The sequence below is a fragment of the Streptomyces sp. SAT1 genome (assembly GCF_001654495.1).
In the GTDB taxonomy this organism is placed as follows: Bacteria; Actinomycetota; Actinomycetes; order Streptomycetales; family Streptomycetaceae; genus Streptomyces; species Streptomyces andamanensis.
The window spans coordinates 5,127,632-5,146,774 of sequence record NZ_CP015849.1 but is presented as its reverse complement, the minus strand read 5'-3'; the positions used below and the strand labels follow the sequence as shown (position 1 = coordinate 5,146,774).

Genomic DNA, 19,143 nt, shown 5'->3' with positions numbered 1-19,143 from the left:
CGGACGCAGTCTGAGAGGTCCCTTAACGGTCGCCGCCGCTGTCCACGCGCGCGCGTGCCGCGCGCCACTCGGGGGCGAGCACCGCCCAGATCTCGGTGTCCTGGCGTACGCCCCGGTAGGGGTAGTGCTCGCGGAGCACGCCCTCGCGGGTCAGACCGAGGCGCCGGGCGACGTTGACGCTGGGCTCGTTGGCCGAGGACACGTGCCACTCCACGCGGTGCATGTCCCGCTCGTCGAACGCCCAGTCGATGAGAATGCGGGCGCCCCGGGTGACCAGGCCCTTGCCGGTCCCGGCGGGCTCCAGCCAGCAGCCGATCTCGCAGACGCCGGTCTCCGCGTCGAAGACCCGGAACAGCAGCCCGCCCACCAGCCGGTCCGCCAGCCACAGCCCGTGCAGGAAGCCGGTGTCGGCGGCGCGCTTGTCCGCGTACGACCGCAGGACGGCGCGGGCGGCGTCCACATCGGTGGCGTGCGCGCCGAACGGGATGTGCCGGGTGATGAACTCCCGCCCGCGGTCGAGGTGCGCGAGGAACTCCTCGGCGTGCCAGGGCTCCAGGGGCCGCAGTTCCGCGCCGTCACCCAGGGATATCGCGTACATCCGGTTGCTGCTCCTTCACGAGTTCCGCCATGTTCGCCAGGCCCGCCATGTCCGGCGTGACGTCGCCGAGCCTCTCATGGGCGGCCCGGCACTCCGGCGGCTCGATGCTGATGCGGGGCAGGACACGGTCCAGGCGGCGCGGCAGCCACCAGTTGGCGCGTCCGAGGAGGTGCATCAGCGCGGGCACGAGCAGGGTGCGCAGCACGAACGCGTCCAGCGCCACGGCGGCGGCGAGCGCGATGCCGAACATGGCGATCACCCGGTCGCCGCCGAGCACGAAGGCGAGGAAGACGGAGATCATGATGACCGCGGCGGAGTTGATCACCCGGCTGGTCTCGGCCAGGCCGACCCGGACCGCGCGCCGGTTGTCACCGGTCTCCAGCCACTCCTCGTACATCCGGCTGACCAGGAAGACCTGGTAGTCCATGGAGAGCCCGAAGAGCACCGAGACCATGATCACGGGCAGGAACGGCTCGATGGGCCCGGCCCGGCCGAGGCCGAGGAACTCGCTGCCCCAGCCCCACTGGAAGATCGTGACGACGACGCCGAAGGAGGCGGCGACGGCGGCGACGTTCATGGCGGCGGCCTTGAGCGGGATGCCCACCGACCGGAAGGCGAGCAGCAGCAGGACGCAGCCGAGGCCGACGACCACGCCGACGAACAGCGGCAGCCGGCCGACGATCACCCCGGCGAAGTCGTCGTATCCGGCGGTCACCCCGCCGACGTGCACATCGAGCGAGGTGCCGGTCTCGGCGCGCGGCAGCACCCGTTCGCGCAGCCGGTCGACGAGGTCGCTGGTGCGCTGCGACTGGGGCGCCGAGTCGGGGACGACGCTCAGGGTGGCGGTGGTGCCGCCGGTGTTGTAGGTCACCGGGGTGACGGCGGCGACGCCGTCGGTGGCGCGCAGGGTGGTGCCCAGGTTGTCCAGGGCGAGCCGGTCGGCGGCGCCGTCGACGCGGGTGACCAGGGTGAGCGGGCCGTTGACGCCGGGCCCGAAACCGTCGGCGATCAGGTCGTAGGCCCGCCGGGTGGTCGAGGAGGCCGGGTCGTTGCCCTGGTCGGAGGTGCCCAGGTGCAGGAAGAGCGTGGGCAGGGCGAGCACGGTGACCACGGCGAGGGCGAGGGCGCCCAGCAGCTTGGGCCGGCGCTCCACGAAGGCCGACCAGCGGGCGGCGAACCCGGTGGGCAGTTCGGGCTGCGGTCCGTGCTCGGCGAGCCGGCGGCGCTCGCGGCGGCTGAGGGCGCGCGGTCCGATGAAGGACAGCAGGGCGGGCAGCAGGGTCACCGAGGCCGCGACGGTGAGGACGACGGTGGAGGCGGCGGCGAGGGCGACGCCGTTGAGGAAGCCGAGCCGCAGGATCAGCATGCCCAGCAGCGCGATGCAGACGGTGGCGCCGGCGAAGACAACGGCCCGGCCGGTGGTGGCGACGGCGTTCGTGGCGGCCTCGGTGACGCCGAGTCCGCGTTTGAGGCCGCGCCGGTGGCGGGTGACGATGAACAGCGCATAGTCGATGCCGACGCCGAGGCCGATGAGCATGCCGAGCATGGGCGCGAAGTCGGCCACCGTCATGGCGTGGCCGAGCAGCCCGATGGCGGCGTGGGCGGTGCCGACGCTGACCAGCGCGGTGGCGATGGGCAGCAGGGAGGCGGCGGGCGAGCCGAAGGCGAGCAGCAGCACCACACCGGCCACGGCGACGCCCAGGATCTCCGCCAGGTGCCCGCCGGAGGACTGGGTGGCGCCGACGGCACTGCCGCCCAGCTCCACCTGGAGTCCGTCGCCCTGTGCCTCCTTGGCGGTGTGCACGACGGCTTTCGCCTGGGCCTCGGTGATGTCCTGGGCCGGGCGGGTGAAGGTCACCGTCGCGTAGGCGGTGCGGCCGTCCCGGCTGATCCGGTCCGTGCTCTGGCCGCCCTGGCCGCCCTGGCCGCCCTGGGCACTCTGGCCCTTGTACGGGCTGGTCACGGAGGCCACCTCGGGCAGCGCCTCGATGCGGTCCAGGGCCCGGGTCATCGTCTGCTCGACGTCGGCGGCGCGCACGGTGCCGTCCTCGGTGTGCCAGACGACGGTGTCGCTGTCCCCGCCGAGGCCGGGAAAGCCCTGGCGCAGCAGCTGGGTGGCGCGGCCCGAGTCGGTGCCGGGGACCTCGTAGTCGTTGGAGTACGCCGGGCCGGCGACGGCGGCGGCGACCGAGACCCCGCCGAGGGCCAGCAGCCAGAGCAGGACGGTGACGAGGCGGTACCGGACACACCAGCGCGCGAGGGCTGCCACGAAACGTGCTCCCAGAGGACTGTATGGGGATCTTTGACCGGGAACAGTCGTCCATGAACGGAACGGCCCGCAAAGAACGCATGAGCAAGGTGAAAACACTCTTGCAGGCGAATGTGATCGTTTAGCGCATTCGTGGCGTTACTCACAGGAATGCGGCCCTGTTCACCCGCGATCGGGTGAACCGGCTGCCGGTCCGCTCACACAGCGGGAGGGACCGTCACGGAAGCGTGGTCGCGGGGCTCGTAGGTCTCGCAGGTCTCGCAGGGCTCGCGGGGCTCGCGGGGCTCGCGGGGCTCGCGGGGCTCGCGGGGCGGTCAGCCGGGCTGGTCGCCGAGGGCCATCATCATGACCCCGGCGACCAGGAGCCACAGGGCCCGCCGGGTGCGGCCGCGCTGCCCGAGGACGGCCGCGCAGGCGCAGACGGCGGCCCCGGCGGCGTAGGCGGCCGGTACGCGGGCGGAGGACGCGTCGGCGAGCCGCAGCAGGGCGGCGGCGCAACCGGCGAGCGCCAGCAGGGCACCGGCCCCGGCCGCCGTCCAGCGGGCGCGGCGGGCGACGGTGACGCCTTCCGGGTGGCCGTCGTCCTCGTCCCGGTCGTCCCCGGCCGGATCGTCTCCGGTCACATCGTTTCCGGTCGGAACGCCCCTGGTCGGATCGTCGTCCAGGAGGGCGGTCGGTGCCGGGGATATCGCGGCGGGCGTCTCGGGGGCGGCGCGTCCACTCATGGCGGGCGAGCGTAGCGGCCCGGTGCGGCGGCCCGGACAGGGGGGTGGTGCGGACGGAAAGCGGAGGCACAGGCACCGCGGGGACGGACGGCGACACACCAAGGGGGGATGCATCGGGTGCGATGCATCCCCCCTTGGTGGCGGCTCGGGCGGCCTCGGGCGGCTCAGCCCTCGCTGACGCCGAGCTTCTCCAGGATCAGTTCCTTGACGCGGGCCGCGTCCGCCTGGCCGCGCGTGGCCTTCATGACCGCGCCGACCAGCGCACCGGCCGCCGCCACCTTGCCGCCGCGGATCTTGTCCGCGACGCCCGGGTTGCCGGCGATGGCCTCGTCGACGGCGGCGGTCAGCGCGCCCTCGTCGGAGACGACCTTGAGGCCGCGCTTGTCGACGACCTCGTCCGGGGTGCCCTCGCCCGCGAGGACGCCCTCGATGACCTGGCGGGCGAGCTTGTCGTTCAGATCGCCGGAGGTCACCAGCTCGGTGACCCGGGCGACCTGCTGCGGCGTGATCGCCAGCTCGTCCAGGGAGCTGCCGGACTCGTTGGCGCTGCGCGCCAGCTCGCCCATCCACCACTTGCGGGCGGAGGTGGCGTCGGACCCGGCGTCGATGGTGGCGACGATCAGGTCCAGCGCACCGGCGTTGAGGATGGCCTGCATGTCGGTGGCCGTGATGCCCCACTCCGCCAGGAGGCGGGTGCGGCGGGCCAGCGGGGGCTCGGGCAGGGCGGCCCGGAGCTGCTCCACCCACTCGCGGGAGGGGGCCACCGGGACCAGGTCGGGCTCCGGGAAGTACCGGTAGTCCTCGGCCTCCTCCTTGATGCGGCCCGAGGTGGTGGAACCGGTGTCCTCGTGGAAGTGGCGGGTCTCCTGGACGATGGTGCCGCCGGAGGAGAGCACCGCGGCGTGCCGCTGGATCTCGAACCGGGCGGCGCGCTCGACGGAGCGCAGCGAGTTCACGTTCTTGGTCTCGCTGCGGGTGCCGAACTTGTCGGCGTCCTTGGGCATCAGCGACAGGTTCACGTCGCAGCGCATCTGGCCCATCTCCATGCGGGCCTCGGAGACACCCAGGGCACGGATGACCTCGCGCAGCTCGCGCACGTAGGCCTTGGCGACCTCCGGGGCGCGCTCGCCGGCCCCGACGATCGGCTTGGTGACGATCTCGATGAGCGGGATGCCGGCGCGGTTGTAGTCGAGCAGGGAGTGGGACGCGCCGTGGATGCGGCCGGTGGCACCGCCGACGTGCGTCGACTTGCCGGTGTCCTCCTCCATGTGGGCGCGCTCGATCTCCACGCGGAAGGTCTCGCCGTCCTCCAGCTGCACGTCGAGGTAGCCGTCGAAGGCGATCGGCTCGTCGTACTGGGAGGTCTGGAAGTTCTTCGGCATGTCCGGATAGAAGTAGTTCTTCCGGGCGAAGCGGCACCATTCGGCGATCGAGCAGTTCAGCGCGAGGCCGATCTTGATCGCGGACTCGACGCCGGTCGCGTTGACGACCGGGAGCGCGCCGGGCATGCCGAGGCAGACCGGGCAGGTCTGGGAGTTCGGCTCGGCGCCGAGCGCCGTCGAACAGCCGCAGAACATCTTCGTCTTGGTGCCGAGTTCGACATGGACCTCAAGGCCCATGACGGGGTCGTACGACGCCAGCGCGTCCTCGTACGACACCAGGTCGGTCGTGGTGGTCACGGTGAAAACTTCCCTCTCAGCCCAGCAGGACGTCGTCGTCGCCCAGCCGCTTCAGCTCGCGGTAGAGGATGGCGAGGCCGGTGACGATGGCCGCGGCGGACACGGCGGCGTCGATCAGACGCAGCGTGTCGCTCTCCGAGCGGGCCTTTCTGGCCTGCTTGATGACGCCGACGGCGCCGAACGCGGTCGTCGCCATGGACAGGTACGTACCGGACTTGGACTTCTTGAAGCCCTTGGCCTTGGACAGGGCATTGCTCACAGCGACGGAGCCTCCTCGAGCAGCGGGTGTCCCCACTTTTCCACGAACGCGGCCTCGACGGCGGCGCCCACCTTGTAGAGACGGTCGTCCTTCATCACCGGGGCGATGATCTGCAGGCCGACCGGGAGGTTGTCCTCCGGGGCCAGACCGCAGGGCAGGGACATGGCCGCGTTGCCCGCCAGGTTGGTGGGGATGGTGCACAGATCGGCCAGGTACATCGCCATCGGGTCGTCGGCGCGCTCGCCGATCGCGAAGGCGGTGGTCGGGGTCGTCGGGGAGACGATCACGTCGACCTGCTCGAACGCCGCGTCGAAGTCCTGCTTGATCAGCGTACGGACCTTCTGGGCACTGCCGTAGTACGCGTCGTAGTAGCCGGAGCTGAGCGCGTAGGTGCCGAGCATGACGCGGCGCTTGACCTCGGGGCCGAAGCCCGCCTCACGGGTGAGGGAGGTGACGTCCTCCGCCGAACGGGTGCCGTCGTCGCCGGTGCGCAGGCCGTAGCGCAGGCCGTCGAAGCGGGCCAGGTTGGAGGAGCACTCCGAGGGCGCGATCAGGTAGTACGCCGAGAGGGCCAGGTCGAAGGACGGGCAGTCCAGCTCGACGATCTCGGCGCCCAGCTCCCTGAGCACCCCGACGGACTCGTCGAAGCGCTGGATGACGCCGGCCTGGTAGCCCTCGCCGCGGAACTGCTTGACCACGCCGACGCGCATGCCCGCCACGCTGCCGTTGCGCGCGGCCTCGACGACCGGCGGGACCGGCGCGTCGATGGAGGTGGAGTCCAGCGGGTCGTGCCCGGCGATCACCTCGTGCAGCAGGGCCGCGTCCAGGACCGTGCGGGCACAGGGGCCGCCCTGGTCCAGCGAGGAGGAGAAGGCCACCATGCCGTAGCGGGAGACCGCGCCGTAGGTCGGCTTGACGCCGACCGTGCCGGTGACGGCGGCCGGCTGGCGGATGGAGCCGCCGGTGTCGGTGCCGATGGCCAGCGGTGCCTGGTAGGAGGCGAGCGCGGCGGAGGAGCCGCCGCCGGAGCCGCCGGGGATCCGGGTGAGGTCCCAGGGGTTGCCGGTGGGGCCGTAGGCGCTGTTCTCGGTGGAGGAGCCCATGGCGAACTCGTCCATGTTGGTCTTGCCGAGGATGACGACACCGGCGTCCTTGAGGCGCTTGGTGAGCGTCGCGTCGTACGGCGGGATCCAGCCTTCGAGGATCTTGGAACCGACGGTGGTCGGCACGCCCTCGGTGGTGAAGATGTCCTTGAGCGCGAGGGGGACGCCGGCCAGCGGGCCGAGCTTCTCCCCGCGCTCGCGCTTCTCGTCCACGGCGCGGGCCTGGGCGAGGGCGCCCTCGCGGTCGACGTGCAGGAAGGCGTGCACCTTCTCGTCGACGGCGTCGATCCGGGCCAGGTGCGCCTCGGTCACCTCGACGGCCGTGAGCTCGCCGGAGGCGATCCTCGCGGCGGTCTCGGCGGCGGTGAGCTTGATGATGTCCGTCATGACTGCTTACTCCTCCCCCAGGATCTGCGGCACCTTGAAACGCTGCTGCTCCTGGGCCGGGGCGCCGGACAGCGCCTGCTCGGGGGTGAGCGACGGACGGACCTCGTCCGCGCGCATGACGTTCGTCAGCGGCAGCGGGTGGGAGGTCGGCGGTACGTCTTGGTCGGCGACCTCACTGACGCGGGCCACCGCGCCGATGATGTCGTCCAGCTGTCCCGCGAAGTGGTCGAGCTCTTCGGGCTTCAGCTCCAGACGCGCCAGCCGGGCGAGGTGGGCGACCTCCTCGCGCGTGATGCCAGGCATGCAGCGTTCCTCTGGGGTGAGTGTGTGGTTCGGGCAAACCGGCTTGGACAAGTCGGTTCGGGCAAGTCGGTTTGGCCCAATCCTATGGGGCCGGGGCGGGTGCCCGTACAGCGGTTTCCCCGGGGCGCCCGGGGCGCGTCACAGGGCGAAGAGCAGTCCGGCGCCGATCAGCACGACGACCGCCGTGGCGAAGTGGATCCCGAAGGCGACGGCCTTCGTGCCGCCGTGGCGCAGGACTATCAGGGTGTCGCCGAGCGGCACGAGGGCCACGCAGAGCAGGAACCACGCCTCGGCCCCGGCGCCCGCGAAGGCCAGCAGCGCCAGGCCCACGACGCCGAGGGTGCCGTCCCTGAGGCCCTTGATCGTCAGATAGGCGCCGGCGTCGCCGGACGGGTCGGCGGGGACGCCGTAGCCGGCGGCGGCCGGGCCGGGCTGGAACAGGAAGCGGTAGCCGAGGAACACGCAGAACAGGTCGAGCACGACGGCCAGGGTGTACGCGGTGACGGTCACGTCTCTTCTCCCGAATCTCCCGAGCTGGCACCTAGCAGTGCTAGCGATGGGAGCGAAGCTAGCAGAGCATCGACAGATTGGCTAGCGTCGCTAGAATGGAATGCATGACCATCCAGAAGCGCCGGGAGCGCGAACGAGCGGACCGCGAACGGCTGATCGTGACGGCCGCGCGGGAACTGGCCGAGGCGGAGGGCTGGGACGCGGTCACCACCCGCCGGCTCGCCGCCGAGATCGAGTACAGCCAGCCGGTCCTCTACAGCCACTTCAAGGGCAAGGGCGCGATCATGGCGGCGGTCGCGGTGCAGGGCTGCGCGGAACTCGCCGTCGAGCTGCGCGCGGCGCGTACGGCGGCCTCGGGCGTACGCCAGGCGCTCACCGCGGTGGGCGAGACGTACACCGCCTTCGCCCGGCGGCGGCCCGCGCTCTACGACGCGATCTTCACCCACGAGACCGAGCTGCCGTTCGCCACTCCCGAGGCTCCGGCGGCCCTCCACGAGGCGTTCGGCGAACTGCTCGCGGCGGTCGCCCCCGTAGCGGCCGAGGGCGACGATCCCGCACTCCTCACGGAGACGTACTGGGCCGGTCTGCACGGCCTGGTCACCCTGATGCGCAGCGGCCGCCTCCCGGAAGCCGCCCACGAACAGCGCCTCGCCCTCCTGACCAGCCGCTTCGCCCCACCCGGCACGGACTGACCCGGCCTGCGGGCCGGGCGTCCAGCCACGGCGGGCGGGCGCCGGGGCCACTCGTCGTCCGCCGACGGGGCCGGGCGACCGGCACCGCCGCCGCAGACGGGTTGTCGTCCGCGGACAACGACCCGCCGGGCCGGAGGACATTCATCCGTCGCCGCCCGCGCAGCCGCGGCCGGACGGCTTCAGGCACCCGACGAGGCATCGCCTTCTCACGGCTCCCCGTACCGAACCGGACCGAACCAGACCGAACCGGACCGGACCGACCGGATATCGCCCTGCGGAGAGCACGCGACGGTGAGCGTGGCGTGACGCGGACCTACGCCCCCGCCCCGCCCCCGCGTCCGCGCGCCGCGCGGGCCGGGTGCGGACCGCGCCGCCGTCAGACCCGGTGCGCCGCCCTCCGGCCGCGACGGGAGCGACGGCCCGGCCCCGGGTTCACTCGTCCGTCGCCACCGCGGGCAGGGCCGCCGCCGGGCGGATCCAGCCTCGGGAGCCGCGGGCGCGGAGCCAGGCCGTGGTCTCCTCGGGGGGCATCGCGGCGGCGACCAGCCAGCCCTGTACGGCGTCGCAGCGCAGGTCGCGCAGCCGCTCCCAGGTCTCGTCGTCCTCGACGCCCTCGGCGACGACGAGGAGGCCGAGGGAGTGGGCGAGGTCGACGGTGCAGCGCACGATCTCGGCGTCCTCGGTGTCCACCGCGAGGCGGGCCACGAACGAGCGGTCGATCTTCAGCTCGCTCACCGGCAGCCTGCGCAGGTGCACCAGCGAGGAGTAGCCGGTGCCGAAGTCGTCCAGGGACATCTTCACGCCGTGCGCGGTCAGGCCCGCCAGGGTGTCGGCGGCCCGCTGCGGGTCCTCCAGGAGGACATGCTCGGTGATCTCCAGCTGGAGGGCGCCCGCCGGGACGCCGTGCCGGGCGAGGCGGGCGGCCACCGAACCGGCGAAGCCGGGGGTGTGCACATCGCGCGGGGAGACATTGACGGCCACCGGCACGAACAGGCCCTGCGCGCGCCACGCGGCGACCTGCCCGAGGGCGGTCTCCAGCACGTACTCCGTCAGATGGGGCATCAGCCCGGAGGACTCGGCGATGGCTATGAACTCGTCCGGCGGCACCTTGCCGCGCTCGGGGTGCACCCAGCGCACCAGCGCCTCCAGGCCGGCCACCTGGCCGTCGAAGCGCACCTTGGGCTGGTAGTGCAGCTGCACCTCGTGGGCGTCCAGGGCCCGGCGCAGGTCGCCCAGGAGCCCGAGCCGGTCGGGGGTGTTGGAGTCCCGCTTGGACTCGTACGCCTCCACGCCGGTGCGGTCCCGCTTGGCCTGGTACATCGCCACGTCCGCCCGGCGCAGCATGCCCTCGGCGTCCAGGGCGTGGTCGGGGAAGACGGCGACCCCGGCGCTGGCCTCCAGGACGAGGGTGAGCCCGTCGAGGTCGAGGGGCGAGCTGAGCGTGGTGACCAGGCCGCGCGCGATACGGGTCGCCGAGGTCGTGGAGTCGGCGACGGGCAGTAACACGGCGAACTCGTCCCCGCCGAGCCGCGCGGCCTCCGCCCCGCGCGGCAGCGCCTGCCGCAGCCGGTCGGCGATCTGGAGCAGCAGCCGGTCCCCGGCGAGGTGCCCGAGGGTGTCGTTGACCGAGCGGAAGCGGTCGAGGTCGATCAGCATCAGGGCGGCGCGCGCGCCGATGCGCTCGGCGTCGTCCAGGGCGGTCCAGATGCGCTCCAGCAGCCACTGCCGGTTGGGCAGCCCGGTCAGCGGGTCGCGCAACTGCTCCTCGGCGCGGGCGCGGGCGATCCACAGGGTGGAGTCCAGGGCGATGAGCGGAATGGCGAACAGCGGCAGCAGGACCGGTTCGGCGACGGCGACGACGCAGACCAGCGGCGCGATGCCGAGCAGGGCCACCGCGACCAGGCCCTGTCTGACGAGCGCGGTGCGGGCCACGGTGGGCACCGGGTCGGTGCGCGGGGAGTGCAGGTACCAGAGCAGGACGCGGGTCACCGCCAGGTAGACGGCGGCGACGAGCACCACCTGGAGGGCGGTGTACACGGTCCAGGTGCCCGGGTCCCAGGGGTGCTCCACGGTCGGCACCCGGCCGAAGGCACCGAGCAGCAGGGCGGCGGCGGCGATGCCGAGGATGTCGACGGAGCCGTGCAGCACGCCGGGGCGCCAGCGGTGGCGCCGGGCCACCCCGACCAGGACGACGACGGTGAGGCTGACCAGTCCGGCCGGCACCCAGCCGTAGAGCAGCAGCACGGCGAGGGTGAGGGCGGCGCCGGAGCCGGTGCCGCCCCACCAGCGGGCCCGGCCGAGCATGACCAGGTGGCCGACGATGACGCCGGTGAGCACGGCCAGCGACCAGCCGGCCGTGCCGGACGGGAAGAGGGCGTGACCCGCGGTGAACGCGCCGTAGAAACCGGCGCCGAGGGTGAGGGCGGCGGCCGAGGCGACCACCGCGGGCAGGGCCGGCCGGGACGGACGCGTGCCGGTCCCGGTGCCGGGCAGCCCTGACAGGTGCTCACCGGGCGGGCGGACGGGGGCGCGGACCTCCGTGACCGCGTACGGCCGGGCGGCGCGGCCCGGGTGCCCCGGCGGTGCGGTGCGCCGGTCCGGGCGCGAACGCTGTCCCGTCCGCCTCCCCCGTCCGCGCCACGCACCGGTCATCCGGCGCAGCCGTGAGTGCGGGGAGGCGCTCTCGGTCGGTTCCATTCCCGTCCCTCTCACAGCCGGCGGTGCCCACGCCACGCGGCCCGATGCCCGACGTCCCCTGGGCACAGCCGCGCTGGAAAACCCTTCCACGTACTCGTCAGGAGCACGGGGATGCCCCGGCCGCAACTGGGCACGGCGGGCGCACTCCTCAACAGTAGGCCGCGGAAGGCTTCCTCGGGCAGCGGTCGCGGACGGTTGCCCGAATGCGCCCCGGCCACCCGTATGCATCTGATATGCGCCGATCGGAGGGCCTTCAACCGCTACTCTTCGGTCGGTAGAGCGACTTCGGCCGCCGCTTCCGGGCCCTGTTCCAGGAGAATTCCGAAACCTTCCTCGTTCAGCACCGGAACCTTCGCCTGCATCGCCTTGTCGTATTTCGAACCGGGGTTGTCGCCCACCACGACGAACGACGTCTTCTTCGACACCGAACCGGTCACCTTGGCGCCCCGGCTCTGGAGCGCGTCCTTGGCTCCGTCCCTGGTGAAGTGTTCGAGGGTGCCGGTGACCACGACCGTCAGGCCCTCCAGCGGACGCGGCCCCTCGTCGGCGCCGGAGGACGCGTCCTCCAACGGCACACCGGCCGCCTTCCACTTGCGCACGATCTCGCGGTGCCAGTCCTCGGTGAACCACTCCTTGACGGCCGCCGCGATGATCGGGCCGACGCCGTCGATATTGGCCAGTTCCTCCTCGGTGGCCTGCTCGATCCGGTCCAGGGAACGGAACTCGCGCGCGAGTGCCTGCGCGGCGACCGGGCCCACATGGCGGATGGAAAGCCCGTTCAGGAAGCGGGCCAGCGGGCGGTCCTTGGCCGCCGCGATGTTCTCCAGCAGCGCCAGGGTGTTCTTCTTCGGCTCGCCCTTCTGGTTGGCGAAGACGGTGACGACCTTCTCCTCGCCGGTCTTCGGGTCCCGCTTGGGCAGACCGCTGTCCGGGTCGAGCACATGGGCCTTGATGGGCAGCAGCTTCTCCACCGTCAGGTCGAACAGGTCGCCCTCGTCGGCCAGCGGCGGATCGGCCGGTTCCAGCGGGTGGGTGAGCGCGGCGGCGGCGACCTCGCCGAAGTGCTCGATGTCCAGGCACTGCCGGCCCGCCAGATACGAGACCCGCTCGCGCAACTGCGCCGGACACGTACGGGCGTTGGGGCAGCGCAGGTCGATGTCGCCCTCCTTCATGGCCCGCAGCGGCGTACCGCACTCGGGGCACTCGGCGGGCATGACGAACTCCCGCTCGCTGCCGTCGCGCAGGTCGACGACCGGGCCGAGGATCTCCGGGATGACGTCACCGGCCTTGCGCAGCACCACGGTGTCCCCGATGAGGACGCCCTTGGCCTTGACCACGTCCTGGTTGTGCAGGGTGGCGAACTCGACCTCCGAGCCGGCCACCGTGACCGGCTCGACCTGCGCGTAGGGCGTGACCCGGCCGGTGCGTCCGACGCCCACCTTGATGTCGAGGAGCTTGGTGTTGACCTCTTCGGGCGCGTACTTGTACGCGATGGCCCAGCGGGGCGCGCGGGCCGTGGAGCCGAGGCGGCCCTGGAGGCGGATCTCGTCGAGCTTGATGACGGCGCCGTCGATCTCGTGCGCCACGGAGTGCCGGTGCTCGCCGTAGTACGCGATGAACTCGCGCACGCCCGCGAGGTCGTCCACCACCCTGTTGTGCGGGGAGGTGGGCAGGCCCCAGCCGTGCAGCAGCTCGTACGCCTGGGAGAGGCGGTTCAGGCCCTCGTAGCCCTCCAGGGCGCCGATGCCGTGGACCACCATGTGCAGCGGGCGGGTGGCGGTGACGCGCGGGTCCTTCTGGCGCAGCGAACCGGCCGCCGCGTTGCGCGGGTTGGCGAAGGGCTTGTCGCCGGCCTCGACCAGCCGGGCGTTCAGCTCCTCGAACTTCTCCATCGGGAAGAAGACCTCGCCGCGGATCTCCACGAGGCCGGGCACCTTCTCGCCGTGCAGCCGGTCGGGGATCTCCGCGATGGTGCGCACATTGGGGGTGATGTCCTCGCCGGTGCGGCCGTCGCCGCGGGTGGCCGCACGGGTCAGCCGGCCGTGCTCGTACGTCAAGTTGACCGCGAGGCCGTCGACCTTCAGCTCGCACAGGAAGTGGTACTCCTGCTCGCCCAGCTCGCGGGCGATGCGGTCGGCCCAGGCGGCGAGGTCGTCGTCGTTGAACGTGTTGTCCAGGGAGAGCATCCGCTCGCGGTGCTCGACGGCCGTGAACTCCGTGGCGTACGAACCCGCCACCTTCTGGGTGGGCGAGTCGGGCGTGCGCAGCTCCGGGTAGGTGTCCTCCAGTGCCTCCAGGGAGCGCAGCAGCCGGTCGAAGTCGGCGTCGCTGACGACGGGGGCGTCCTTCACGTAGTACCGGAAGCGGTGCTCCTCGACCTGCTCCGCGAGCCGGGCGTGCTCCTCCCGCGCCTCGGCGGGCACCGCTGTCTCCGCTTGCTGCTTGTCGCCGGCCACCGTGTTGTCCTCCCGATTACTCTGGGTTGTCCGCGAGGGATCTCGCCGCCCGGACGCAGTGGGCGAGCGCCTGGCGTGCGTACGCGGGGGAAGCTCCCGCGAGTCCGCACGCCGGGGTGAGGGTGACCGACCGGGCGAGCAGCTCCGGTCGCAGCCCCAGCCTGCGCCACAGCGTTCTGACACCCATGACGCTACCGGCAGGGTCTGACAACGGGCCGTCCGTGGTGGGGACGACACCGGCGAAGAGCCGGGTGCCGCCCTCCACCGCCTCTCCGATGGCCTCGTCGTCACGCTCGGTGAGGAGTGCGAGGTCGAAGGAGACGCCCGCGGCACCGGTCCGGCGCAGCAGCGCGAAGGGCACGTCGGGCGCGCAGGAGTGGACGACGACGGGGCCGCCGGAGTGCGCGCCGAGGACGTCGCGCAGGCCGGCCTCCACGATCTGCCGGTCGACGGCCCGGTGGGTGCGGTAGCCGCTCGCGGTACGCACCTGGCCGCGCAGCACGGCGGTCAGGGACGGCTCGTCCAGCTGGAGGACGAGGCGGGCGCCGGGCACCCGCCGCCGGACCTCTGCCAGGTGCAGCCGCAGCCCCTCGGCGAGCGAGGCGGTCAGGTCCCGGCAGGCGCCGGGGTCGGACAGGACCGCCTCGCCGTTCCTCAGCTCCAGCGCCGCGGCGAGCGTCCACGGCCCGGCCGCCTGGACCTTCAGCGCGCCCTCGTGGCCCTGGGTGTACTCCTCCAGGGCGTCCAGGTCCTCGACCAGCCAGCTCCTGGCCCGCCGGGTGTCGCGGCCCGGCCGGTCGCCCAGGCGCCAGCCGCTGGGCTCCACGCGCGCGTACATCTCGACGAGCATCCCGGCGGTGCGTCCGATCATGTCGGCACCGGGCCCGCGCGCGGGCAGTTCGGGCAGGAAGGGGAAGTCCTCGAAGGTCCCGGTGACGGTCTTGACGGCCTCACGGGCGTCCCCGCCGGGCATCGACCCGAGGCCGGTGGCCGGGGCGAAGCCGAACTCGCTGTTTTCGCTCACCGCAGCAGCGTACGGAACGCCGCGGCGCGCTCAGTGCCCCGGCCGCACCGTGAGGTCGGTGACCTCCGCGTCCCGGGGCAGGTCGAGGGCCGTGAGGACGCTCGTCGCCACCGACTCGGGGTCGATCCAGCGGGCCGGGTCGTACTCCCTGCCCTCCTGCCGGTGCACCTTGACCTGCATGGGGCTCGCGGTGCGGCCCGGGTACACGGAGGTGACGCGGACGCCGTTGCCGTGCTCCTCCTGGCGCAGGGCGTCGGCGAGCGCCTTCAGACCGTGCTTGGAGGCGGCGTACGCGGCCCAGTCGGCGTGCGCGGCCAGGCCCGCGCCGGAGTTGACGAAGACGACGTGGCCGCGGGCGGCGCGCAGCTGCGGCAGGAAGTGGCGGGTCAGCTCGGCGGGGGCGACCAGGTTGACGTTCAGCTGGTGGTGCCAGGCCCTGGGGGTCAGCTCGCCGACCGGGCCGAGGTCGACGACGCCCGCGACGTGCAGCAGGGAGTCGACCCGGTCGGGCAGGCTCTGGTGCGAGAACGCCCAGCTGAGCCGGTCCGGGTCGGCCAGGTCGCCGACGAGGGTGCGGGCGCCGGGGAACCCGGCCGCCAGTTCCTTGGCGCGGCCCGCGTCGCGCGCGTGCAGCACGAGGTCGTCCCCGCGCGCGTGCAGGCGGCGGGCGAGGGCCGCGCCGATGCCGGAACCGGCCCCGGTGATCACATGTGTAGCCATGCCCGCCATGCTCGCACCCGCGCGTCAGCGGCCGCTCAGCGACTCCTCCAGGTACGTGAGCGCCCCTGCGGGCTCCTCGGCGAAGAACGCCAGCTCGGCCAGCGGGCGGGGCAGGAAGCCCTCCTCCTCCATCCGGCGGAACTGCTCGCGCAGACCGTCGTAGAAGCCGGCCGTGTTGAGCAGCACCACGGGCTTGTCGGTGCGGCCGTGCTTCTTCAGCTCCAGGATCTCGGTGGCCTCGTCCAGGGTGCCGGTGCCGCCCACCATGACGACGACGGCGTCGGCCTTCTCCAGGAGGAGCTTCTTGCGCTCGGCGAGGTCGCCCGCGATCACCATCTCGTCGGCGCCGGGCCGGGCCTTGGCCGAGAGGAAGTCGACTGACACGCCGATCAGCCGTCCGCCCGCCTCCTGCACGCCGTCCGCGACGACCTTCATCAGGCCGGTGTCCGAGCCGCCCCACACCAGGCTGTGCCCGCCCTTGCCGAGCAGCCGGGCGAAGTCCCGGGCGGGGCGTGTGTAGCGGTCGTCGAGGTCGGCGGCGGAGAGGAAGACGCAGATGTTCATGCGCCTCACGGTACGCGGCGCCCGGCCGCCTTCGGCACACGGGAAGAAGCCCGCGCGCGCGAGCGCTGTTCCCGGTATGACACAAGGACACACGATCACCGTCGAGCAGGGCGACGAGCAGGTGCGCGTGGTGCGCGCGGGTCAGGTCCTGGCGGAGAGCCGGCGGCCCCTGGTGCTGCGCGAGACCGGCTGTCCCCCGCGCTACTACCTGCCCGCCGAGGACGTACGCCTCGACCTGCTGACCCCTTCGGACACGCACACGCACTGCCCCTTCAAGGGCGACGCGTCCTACTGGTCGCTGCCGGACGCGCCGGACCTGGTGTGGGCCTACCCCGACCCGAAACCGGAGGTCGCGGCGATCAAGGACCACCTCTGCTTCTACGACACCGAAGTGTTGTAGCCCGGCGAGCCGCCGCGCGCGTGGCAGTCTGCACAGCCATGGACAAGAAGACCCTCTCCCGTGACGGCACCCCGATCGCCTTTCGGCTCACCGGCAGCGGGCCGGTGGCCGTACTGGTCAGCGGGGCGATGTCGACGGGCGCCACGGTCGCGCCGCTGGCGGCGGCGCTGGCACCGGGGTGCACCGCGGTGGTGTACGACCGGCGGGGCCGCGGGGAGAGCGGCGACACGCCGCCGTACGCGGTGGAGCGCGAGGTGGAGGACCTGGCGGCCGTGGTGGAGGCGGCGGGCGGCGAGGCGGCGCTCTACGGCGTCTCCTCGGGTGCCGTGCTGGCGCTTCGGGCGGCCGCCGCCGGGGTGCCGGTGCGACGGGTGGCGGTGTACGAGCCGCCGTTCGAGGTGCGCCAGGACCACGGCGACGAGCGCGCCCGGTACTCCGCCGAGCTGGACCGGGCGCTGGCCGAGGGGCGGCGCGGGGACGCGGTGGAGCTGTTCCTGCGGGTGACCGGGCTGGCCGAGCAGATGATCGTCAACGCCCGCCACTCCCCCATGTGGCCGGGTCTGGAGGCGGTCGCGCCCACCCTCGCGTACGACGACGCCGTCATGGGCGACGGCACCGTGCCGGAGGCGCTGCTGGCGTCGGTCGCCGTGCCGGTGCTGGCGCTGGCGGGCGGCGCGAGCCCCGGCCCGATGCGCGAGGCGGCCCGCCGGGTCGCGCAGGCGGTGCCCGACGGCGCGTACGGCGTCCTGGAGGGCCAGACGCACGCGGTGGAGCCGGAGGTGCTGGCGCCGGTGCTCAGGGAGTTCTACGGGGCGTAGGGCGCCCTCCCGGCCGCCGCCGGGGCCGGACGGCGACCGGACGTCGGGCCGGTCGTCAGAGCGCGTCCGCCGTCGCCCGCCGGGTGGAGGCGATCGTCGCCGAGCCGACGACGCGGGTGCCGTCGTACAGCACGATCGCCTGGCCGGGGGCGACGCCGCGCACGGGCTCGGCGAAGGACACCTCCAGGGTGCCGTCGACGAGTTCGGCGCTCACCTCGGTCTCGTCGCCGTGGGCGCGCAACTGGGCGGTGTAGGTGCCGGGGCCGACGGGGGCGGTGCCGCACCAGCGGGGGCGGACGGCGGTGAGGGCGTCGACGTCGAGAGCGGCGGCGGGGCCGACCGTGACGGTGTTGGTCACCGGCGAGATGTCCAGGACGTAGCGCGGCTTGCCGTCGGGGGCCGGGGTGCCGATCCGCAGGCCCTTGCGCTGGCCGATGGTGAAGCCGTAGGCGCCCTCGTGGCTGCCGACGACCGCGCCGGACTCGTCGACGATGTCGCCCTCGGCGCGGCCCAGGCGCTTCGCCAGGAAGCCCTGGGTGTCGCCGTCCGCGATGAAGCAGATGTCGTGGGAGTCGGGCTTCTTGGCGACGGCCAGGCCCCGGCGCTCGGCCTCGGCGCGGATCTCGTCCTTGGTGGTGACGGTGTCGCCGAGCGGGAAGAGCGCGTGCGCGAGCTGCCGCTCGTCCAGGACGCCGAGGACGTAGGACTGGTCCTTGGCCAGGTCGGAGGCGCGGTGCAGTTCGCGGGAGCCGTCCTCGCGCCGGACCACCTTCGCGTAGTGGCCGGTGCAGACCGCGTCGAAGCCGAGGGCGAGGGCCTTGTCCAGCAGCGCGGCGAACTTGATCTTCTCGTTGCAGCGCAGGCACGGGTTGGGGGTGCGGCCGGCCTCGTACTCGGCGACGAAGTCCTCCACGACGTCCTCGCGGAAGCGCTCGGCGAGGTCCCACACGTAGAAGGGGATGCCGATGACGTCGGCGGCGCGGCGGGCGTCGCGCGAGTCCTCGATGGTGCAGCAGCCCCGCGCGCCCGTGCGGAAGGACTGCGGGTTCGCGGAGAGCGCGAGGTGGACGCCGGTGACGTCGTGGCCCGCTTCCGCGGCGCGGGCCGCGGCGACGGCGGAGTCCACGCCGCCGGACATGGCGGCGAGGACTCGGAGGGGGCGGGGGCGCTGCGGGGTCTCAGTCATAGCCCCTCCAGGGTACGGGGCGCGGGAACCGGGGCCGCCGGATATCCGTTGGAGGTCGCATGGCGACGGAGAAGGCCCGGCAGGGCGGCGGGGACGGCGGCGCGGGGCGGTGGCCGGCCCGCCGCGCGGTGCTGGTCGGCGGGGCGGCGGCCGCCGTGGGCGGGGCGGTGCTGTGGCGCGGGGAGCTGTCCCGGCTGTGGTGGCGGCTGCCGGGCGACCAGCGGCCCCGGGTGGCGGGCGCGGTGGACTTCGCCGGTGCGCGCTGGGTGGCGGCCTCGCCGGCGAACTACCGGCGCGCGGACCGGCCGGACGACTACACGGTGGACCGGGTGGTCGTCCATGTGACGCAGGGCAGTTACGCGAGCGCGGTGAAGGCGTTCGAGGATCCGGGGCACCAGGCCGCCGCGCACTACATCGTGCGCGCGGACGGGCGGGTGACGCAGATGATCCGGGAGCTGGACGTGGCCTTCCACGCGGGCAACCGGGAGTACAACGAGCGCAGTGTCGGGATAGAGCACGAGGGGTTCGTGGAAAAGGCCGCGTCCTTCACGGACGCGATGTACGCCGCCTCGGCGCGGCTGACGGCGCGGATCTGCGCGCGGTACGCGATACCCGTGGACCGCGCGCACATCATCGGGCATGTGGAGGTGCCGGGCGCCGACCACACGGACCCGGGTCCGCACTGGGACTGGGACCGCTATCTGCGGCTGGTGCTGCGGGAGCGGACCGCGCGCACCTGAGCCCTCGCGCGGG

At 73.1% G+C, this 19,143-nt stretch carries 18 protein-coding genes; 4 read left to right on the top strand and 14 right to left on the bottom strand.

From position 1 onward, the window contains the following. Positions 1-22 precede the first annotated feature (22 nt). The 8 genes from A8713_RS22330 to A8713_RS22295 all read right to left on the bottom strand — a co-directional run bounded on the left by A8713_RS22330 (position 23) and on the right by A8713_RS22295 (position 7,833). Positions 23-598, bottom strand: coding sequence for a GNAT family N-acetyltransferase (locus A8713_RS22330; protein ID WP_064535392.1), 576 nt, complete (start codon positions 596-598; stop codon positions 23-25). Continuing rightward, positions 576-2,867, bottom strand: coding sequence for an MMPL family transporter (locus A8713_RS22325; protein WP_064535391.1), 2,292 nt, complete (start codon positions 2,865-2,867; stop codon positions 576-578). Before A8713_RS22325 ends, A8713_RS22330 begins: the two co-directional genes overlap by 23 nt. Before the next feature lie 314 nt (positions 2,868-3,181). Further along, positions 3,182-3,592, bottom strand: coding sequence for a hypothetical protein (locus tag A8713_RS22320; RefSeq protein WP_173860891.1), 411 nt, complete (start codon positions 3,590-3,592; stop codon positions 3,182-3,184). Between the two features lie 164 nt (positions 3,593-3,756). Continuing rightward, entirely contained in the window at positions 3,757-5,271 is a 1,515-nt protein-coding gene (gene gatB, locus A8713_RS22315) for an Asp-tRNA(Asn)/Glu-tRNA(Gln) amidotransferase subunit GatB (protein ID WP_064535389.1), read from the bottom strand. Positions 5,272-5,287: 16 nt separating this feature from the next. Beyond that, entirely contained in the window at positions 5,288-5,530 is a 243-nt protein-coding gene (locus tag A8713_RS22310) for a hypothetical protein (protein WP_018568630.1), read from the bottom strand. Continuing rightward, the gene (gatA, locus tag A8713_RS22305; protein WP_064535388.1) at positions 5,527-7,020 is read right to left on the bottom strand and encodes an Asp-tRNA(Asn)/Glu-tRNA(Gln) amidotransferase subunit GatA; all 1,494 of its coding nucleotides are present in this window, start codon (positions 7,018-7,020) and stop codon (positions 5,527-5,529) included. Before gatA ends, A8713_RS22310 begins: the two co-directional genes overlap by 4 nt. A gap of 6 nt (positions 7,021-7,026) precedes the next feature. Further along, the gene (gene gatC, locus A8713_RS22300) at positions 7,027-7,323 is read right to left on the bottom strand and encodes an Asp-tRNA(Asn)/Glu-tRNA(Gln) amidotransferase subunit GatC (protein ID WP_006130840.1); all 297 of its coding nucleotides are present in this window, start codon (positions 7,321-7,323) and stop codon (positions 7,027-7,029) included. A 138-nt stretch (positions 7,324-7,461) separates the two neighbouring features. Further along, entirely contained in the window at positions 7,462-7,833 is a 372-nt protein-coding gene (locus tag A8713_RS22295; RefSeq protein WP_018568628.1) for a DUF4267 domain-containing protein, read from the bottom strand. A 104-nt stretch (positions 7,834-7,937) separates the two neighbouring features. On the opposite strand from A8713_RS22295, the gene A8713_RS22290 reads away from it, so the two are divergent. Further along, positions 7,938-8,525: a TetR/AcrR family transcriptional regulator gene (locus A8713_RS22290; RefSeq protein ID WP_064535387.1), complete on the top strand. Its 588-nt coding sequence runs from the start codon at positions 7,938-7,940 to the stop codon at positions 8,523-8,525. A gap of 432 nt (positions 8,526-8,957) precedes the next feature. On the opposite strand, the gene A8713_RS22285 is transcribed toward A8713_RS22290, so the two are convergent. The 5 genes from A8713_RS22285 to A8713_RS22265 form a co-directional block, all read right to left on the bottom strand. Beyond that, the gene (locus A8713_RS22285) at positions 8,958-11,222 is read right to left on the bottom strand and encodes a putative bifunctional diguanylate cyclase/phosphodiesterase (RefSeq protein ID WP_064535386.1); all 2,265 of its coding nucleotides are present in this window, start codon (positions 11,220-11,222) and stop codon (positions 8,958-8,960) included. A 260-nt stretch (positions 11,223-11,482) separates the two neighbouring features. Next, the gene (gene ligA / locus A8713_RS22280) at positions 11,483-13,678 is read right to left on the bottom strand and encodes an NAD-dependent DNA ligase LigA (RefSeq protein ID WP_064535385.1); all 2,196 of its coding nucleotides are present in this window, start codon (positions 13,676-13,678) and stop codon (positions 11,483-11,485) included. A 16-nt stretch (positions 13,679-13,694) separates the two neighbouring features. Then, on the bottom strand, positions 13,695-14,702 hold the full coding sequence (locus tag A8713_RS22275) for a methionine synthase (RefSeq protein WP_064535384.1): 1,008 nt from the start codon (positions 14,700-14,702) through the stop codon (positions 13,695-13,697). Positions 14,703-14,732: 30 nt separating this feature from the next. Further along, complete coding sequence (locus A8713_RS22270) at positions 14,733-15,431, bottom strand: SDR family oxidoreductase (protein WP_079159075.1); 699 nt, start codon at positions 15,429-15,431, stop codon at positions 14,733-14,735. Between the two features lie 15 nt (positions 15,432-15,446). Further along, entirely contained in the window at positions 15,447-15,986 is a 540-nt protein-coding gene (locus A8713_RS22265; protein WP_064535382.1) for a TIGR00730 family Rossman fold protein, read from the bottom strand. Positions 15,987-16,062: 76 nt separating this feature from the next. On the opposite strand from A8713_RS22265, the gene A8713_RS22260 reads away from it, so the two are divergent. Then, entirely contained in the window at positions 16,063-16,386 is a 324-nt protein-coding gene (locus tag A8713_RS22260) for a DUF427 domain-containing protein (protein WP_064535381.1), read from the top strand. Between the two features lie 38 nt (positions 16,387-16,424). After that, the gene (locus A8713_RS22255) at positions 16,425-17,204 is read left to right on the top strand and encodes an alpha/beta fold hydrolase (protein ID WP_064535380.1); all 780 of its coding nucleotides are present in this window, start codon (positions 16,425-16,427) and stop codon (positions 17,202-17,204) included. A 55-nt stretch (positions 17,205-17,259) separates the two neighbouring features. Here A8713_RS22255 and mnmA read toward each other — a convergent pair whose 3' ends face one another. Further along, entirely contained in the window at positions 17,260-18,390 is a 1,131-nt protein-coding gene (gene mnmA / locus A8713_RS22250) for a tRNA 2-thiouridine(34) synthase MnmA (RefSeq protein WP_064535379.1), read from the bottom strand. Between the two features lie 59 nt (positions 18,391-18,449). Here mnmA and A8713_RS22245 point away from each other — a divergent pair, with 59 nt between their 5' ends. After that, positions 18,450-19,130: an N-acetylmuramoyl-L-alanine amidase gene (locus A8713_RS22245; protein WP_064535378.1), complete on the top strand. Its 681-nt coding sequence runs from the start codon at positions 18,450-18,452 to the stop codon at positions 19,128-19,130. Positions 19,131-19,143 lie beyond the last annotated feature (13 nt).

What these genes read in the sequence shown, in the direction of transcription:
- A8713_RS22330 (WP_064535392.1), bottom strand. Translation starts at nt 598, where the DNA reads ATGTACGCGATATCCCTGGGTGACGGCGCGGAACTGCGGCCCCTGGAG.
- A8713_RS22320 (WP_173860891.1), bottom strand. Translation starts at nt 3,592, where the DNA reads ATGAGTGGACGCGCCGCCCCCGAGACGCCCGCCGCGATATCCCCGGCA.
- gatA (WP_064535388.1), bottom strand. Translation starts at nt 7,020, where the DNA reads ATGACGGACATCATCAAGCTCACCGCCGCCGAGACCGCCGCGAGGATC.
- gatC (WP_006130840.1), bottom strand. Translation starts at nt 7,323, where the DNA reads ATGCCTGGCATCACGCGCGAGGAGGTCGCCCACCTCGCCCGGCTGGCG.
- A8713_RS22290 (WP_064535387.1), top strand. Translation starts at nt 7,938, where the DNA reads ATGACCATCCAGAAGCGCCGGGAGCGCGAACGAGCGGACCGCGAACGG.
- A8713_RS22285 (WP_064535386.1), bottom strand. Translation starts at nt 11,222, where the DNA reads ATGGAACCGACCGAGAGCGCCTCCCCGCACTCACGGCTGCGCCGGATG.
- A8713_RS22270 (WP_079159075.1), bottom strand. Translation starts at nt 15,431, where the DNA reads ATGGCGGGCATGGCTACACATGTGATCACCGGGGCCGGTTCCGGCATC.
- A8713_RS22265 (WP_064535382.1), bottom strand. Translation starts at nt 15,986, where the DNA reads ATGAACATCTGCGTCTTCCTCTCCGCCGCCGACCTCGACGACCGCTAC.
- A8713_RS22260 (WP_064535381.1), top strand. Translation starts at nt 16,063, where the DNA reads ATGACACAAGGACACACGATCACCGTCGAGCAGGGCGACGAGCAGGTG.
- A8713_RS22255 (WP_064535380.1), top strand. Translation starts at nt 16,425, where the DNA reads ATGGACAAGAAGACCCTCTCCCGTGACGGCACCCCGATCGCCTTTCGG.
- mnmA (WP_064535379.1), bottom strand. Translation starts at nt 18,390, where the DNA reads ATGACTGAGACCCCGCAGCGCCCCCGCCCCCTCCGAGTCCTCGCCGCC.
- A8713_RS22245 (WP_064535378.1), top strand. Translation starts at nt 18,450, where the DNA reads ATGGCGACGGAGAAGGCCCGGCAGGGCGGCGGGGACGGCGGCGCGGGG.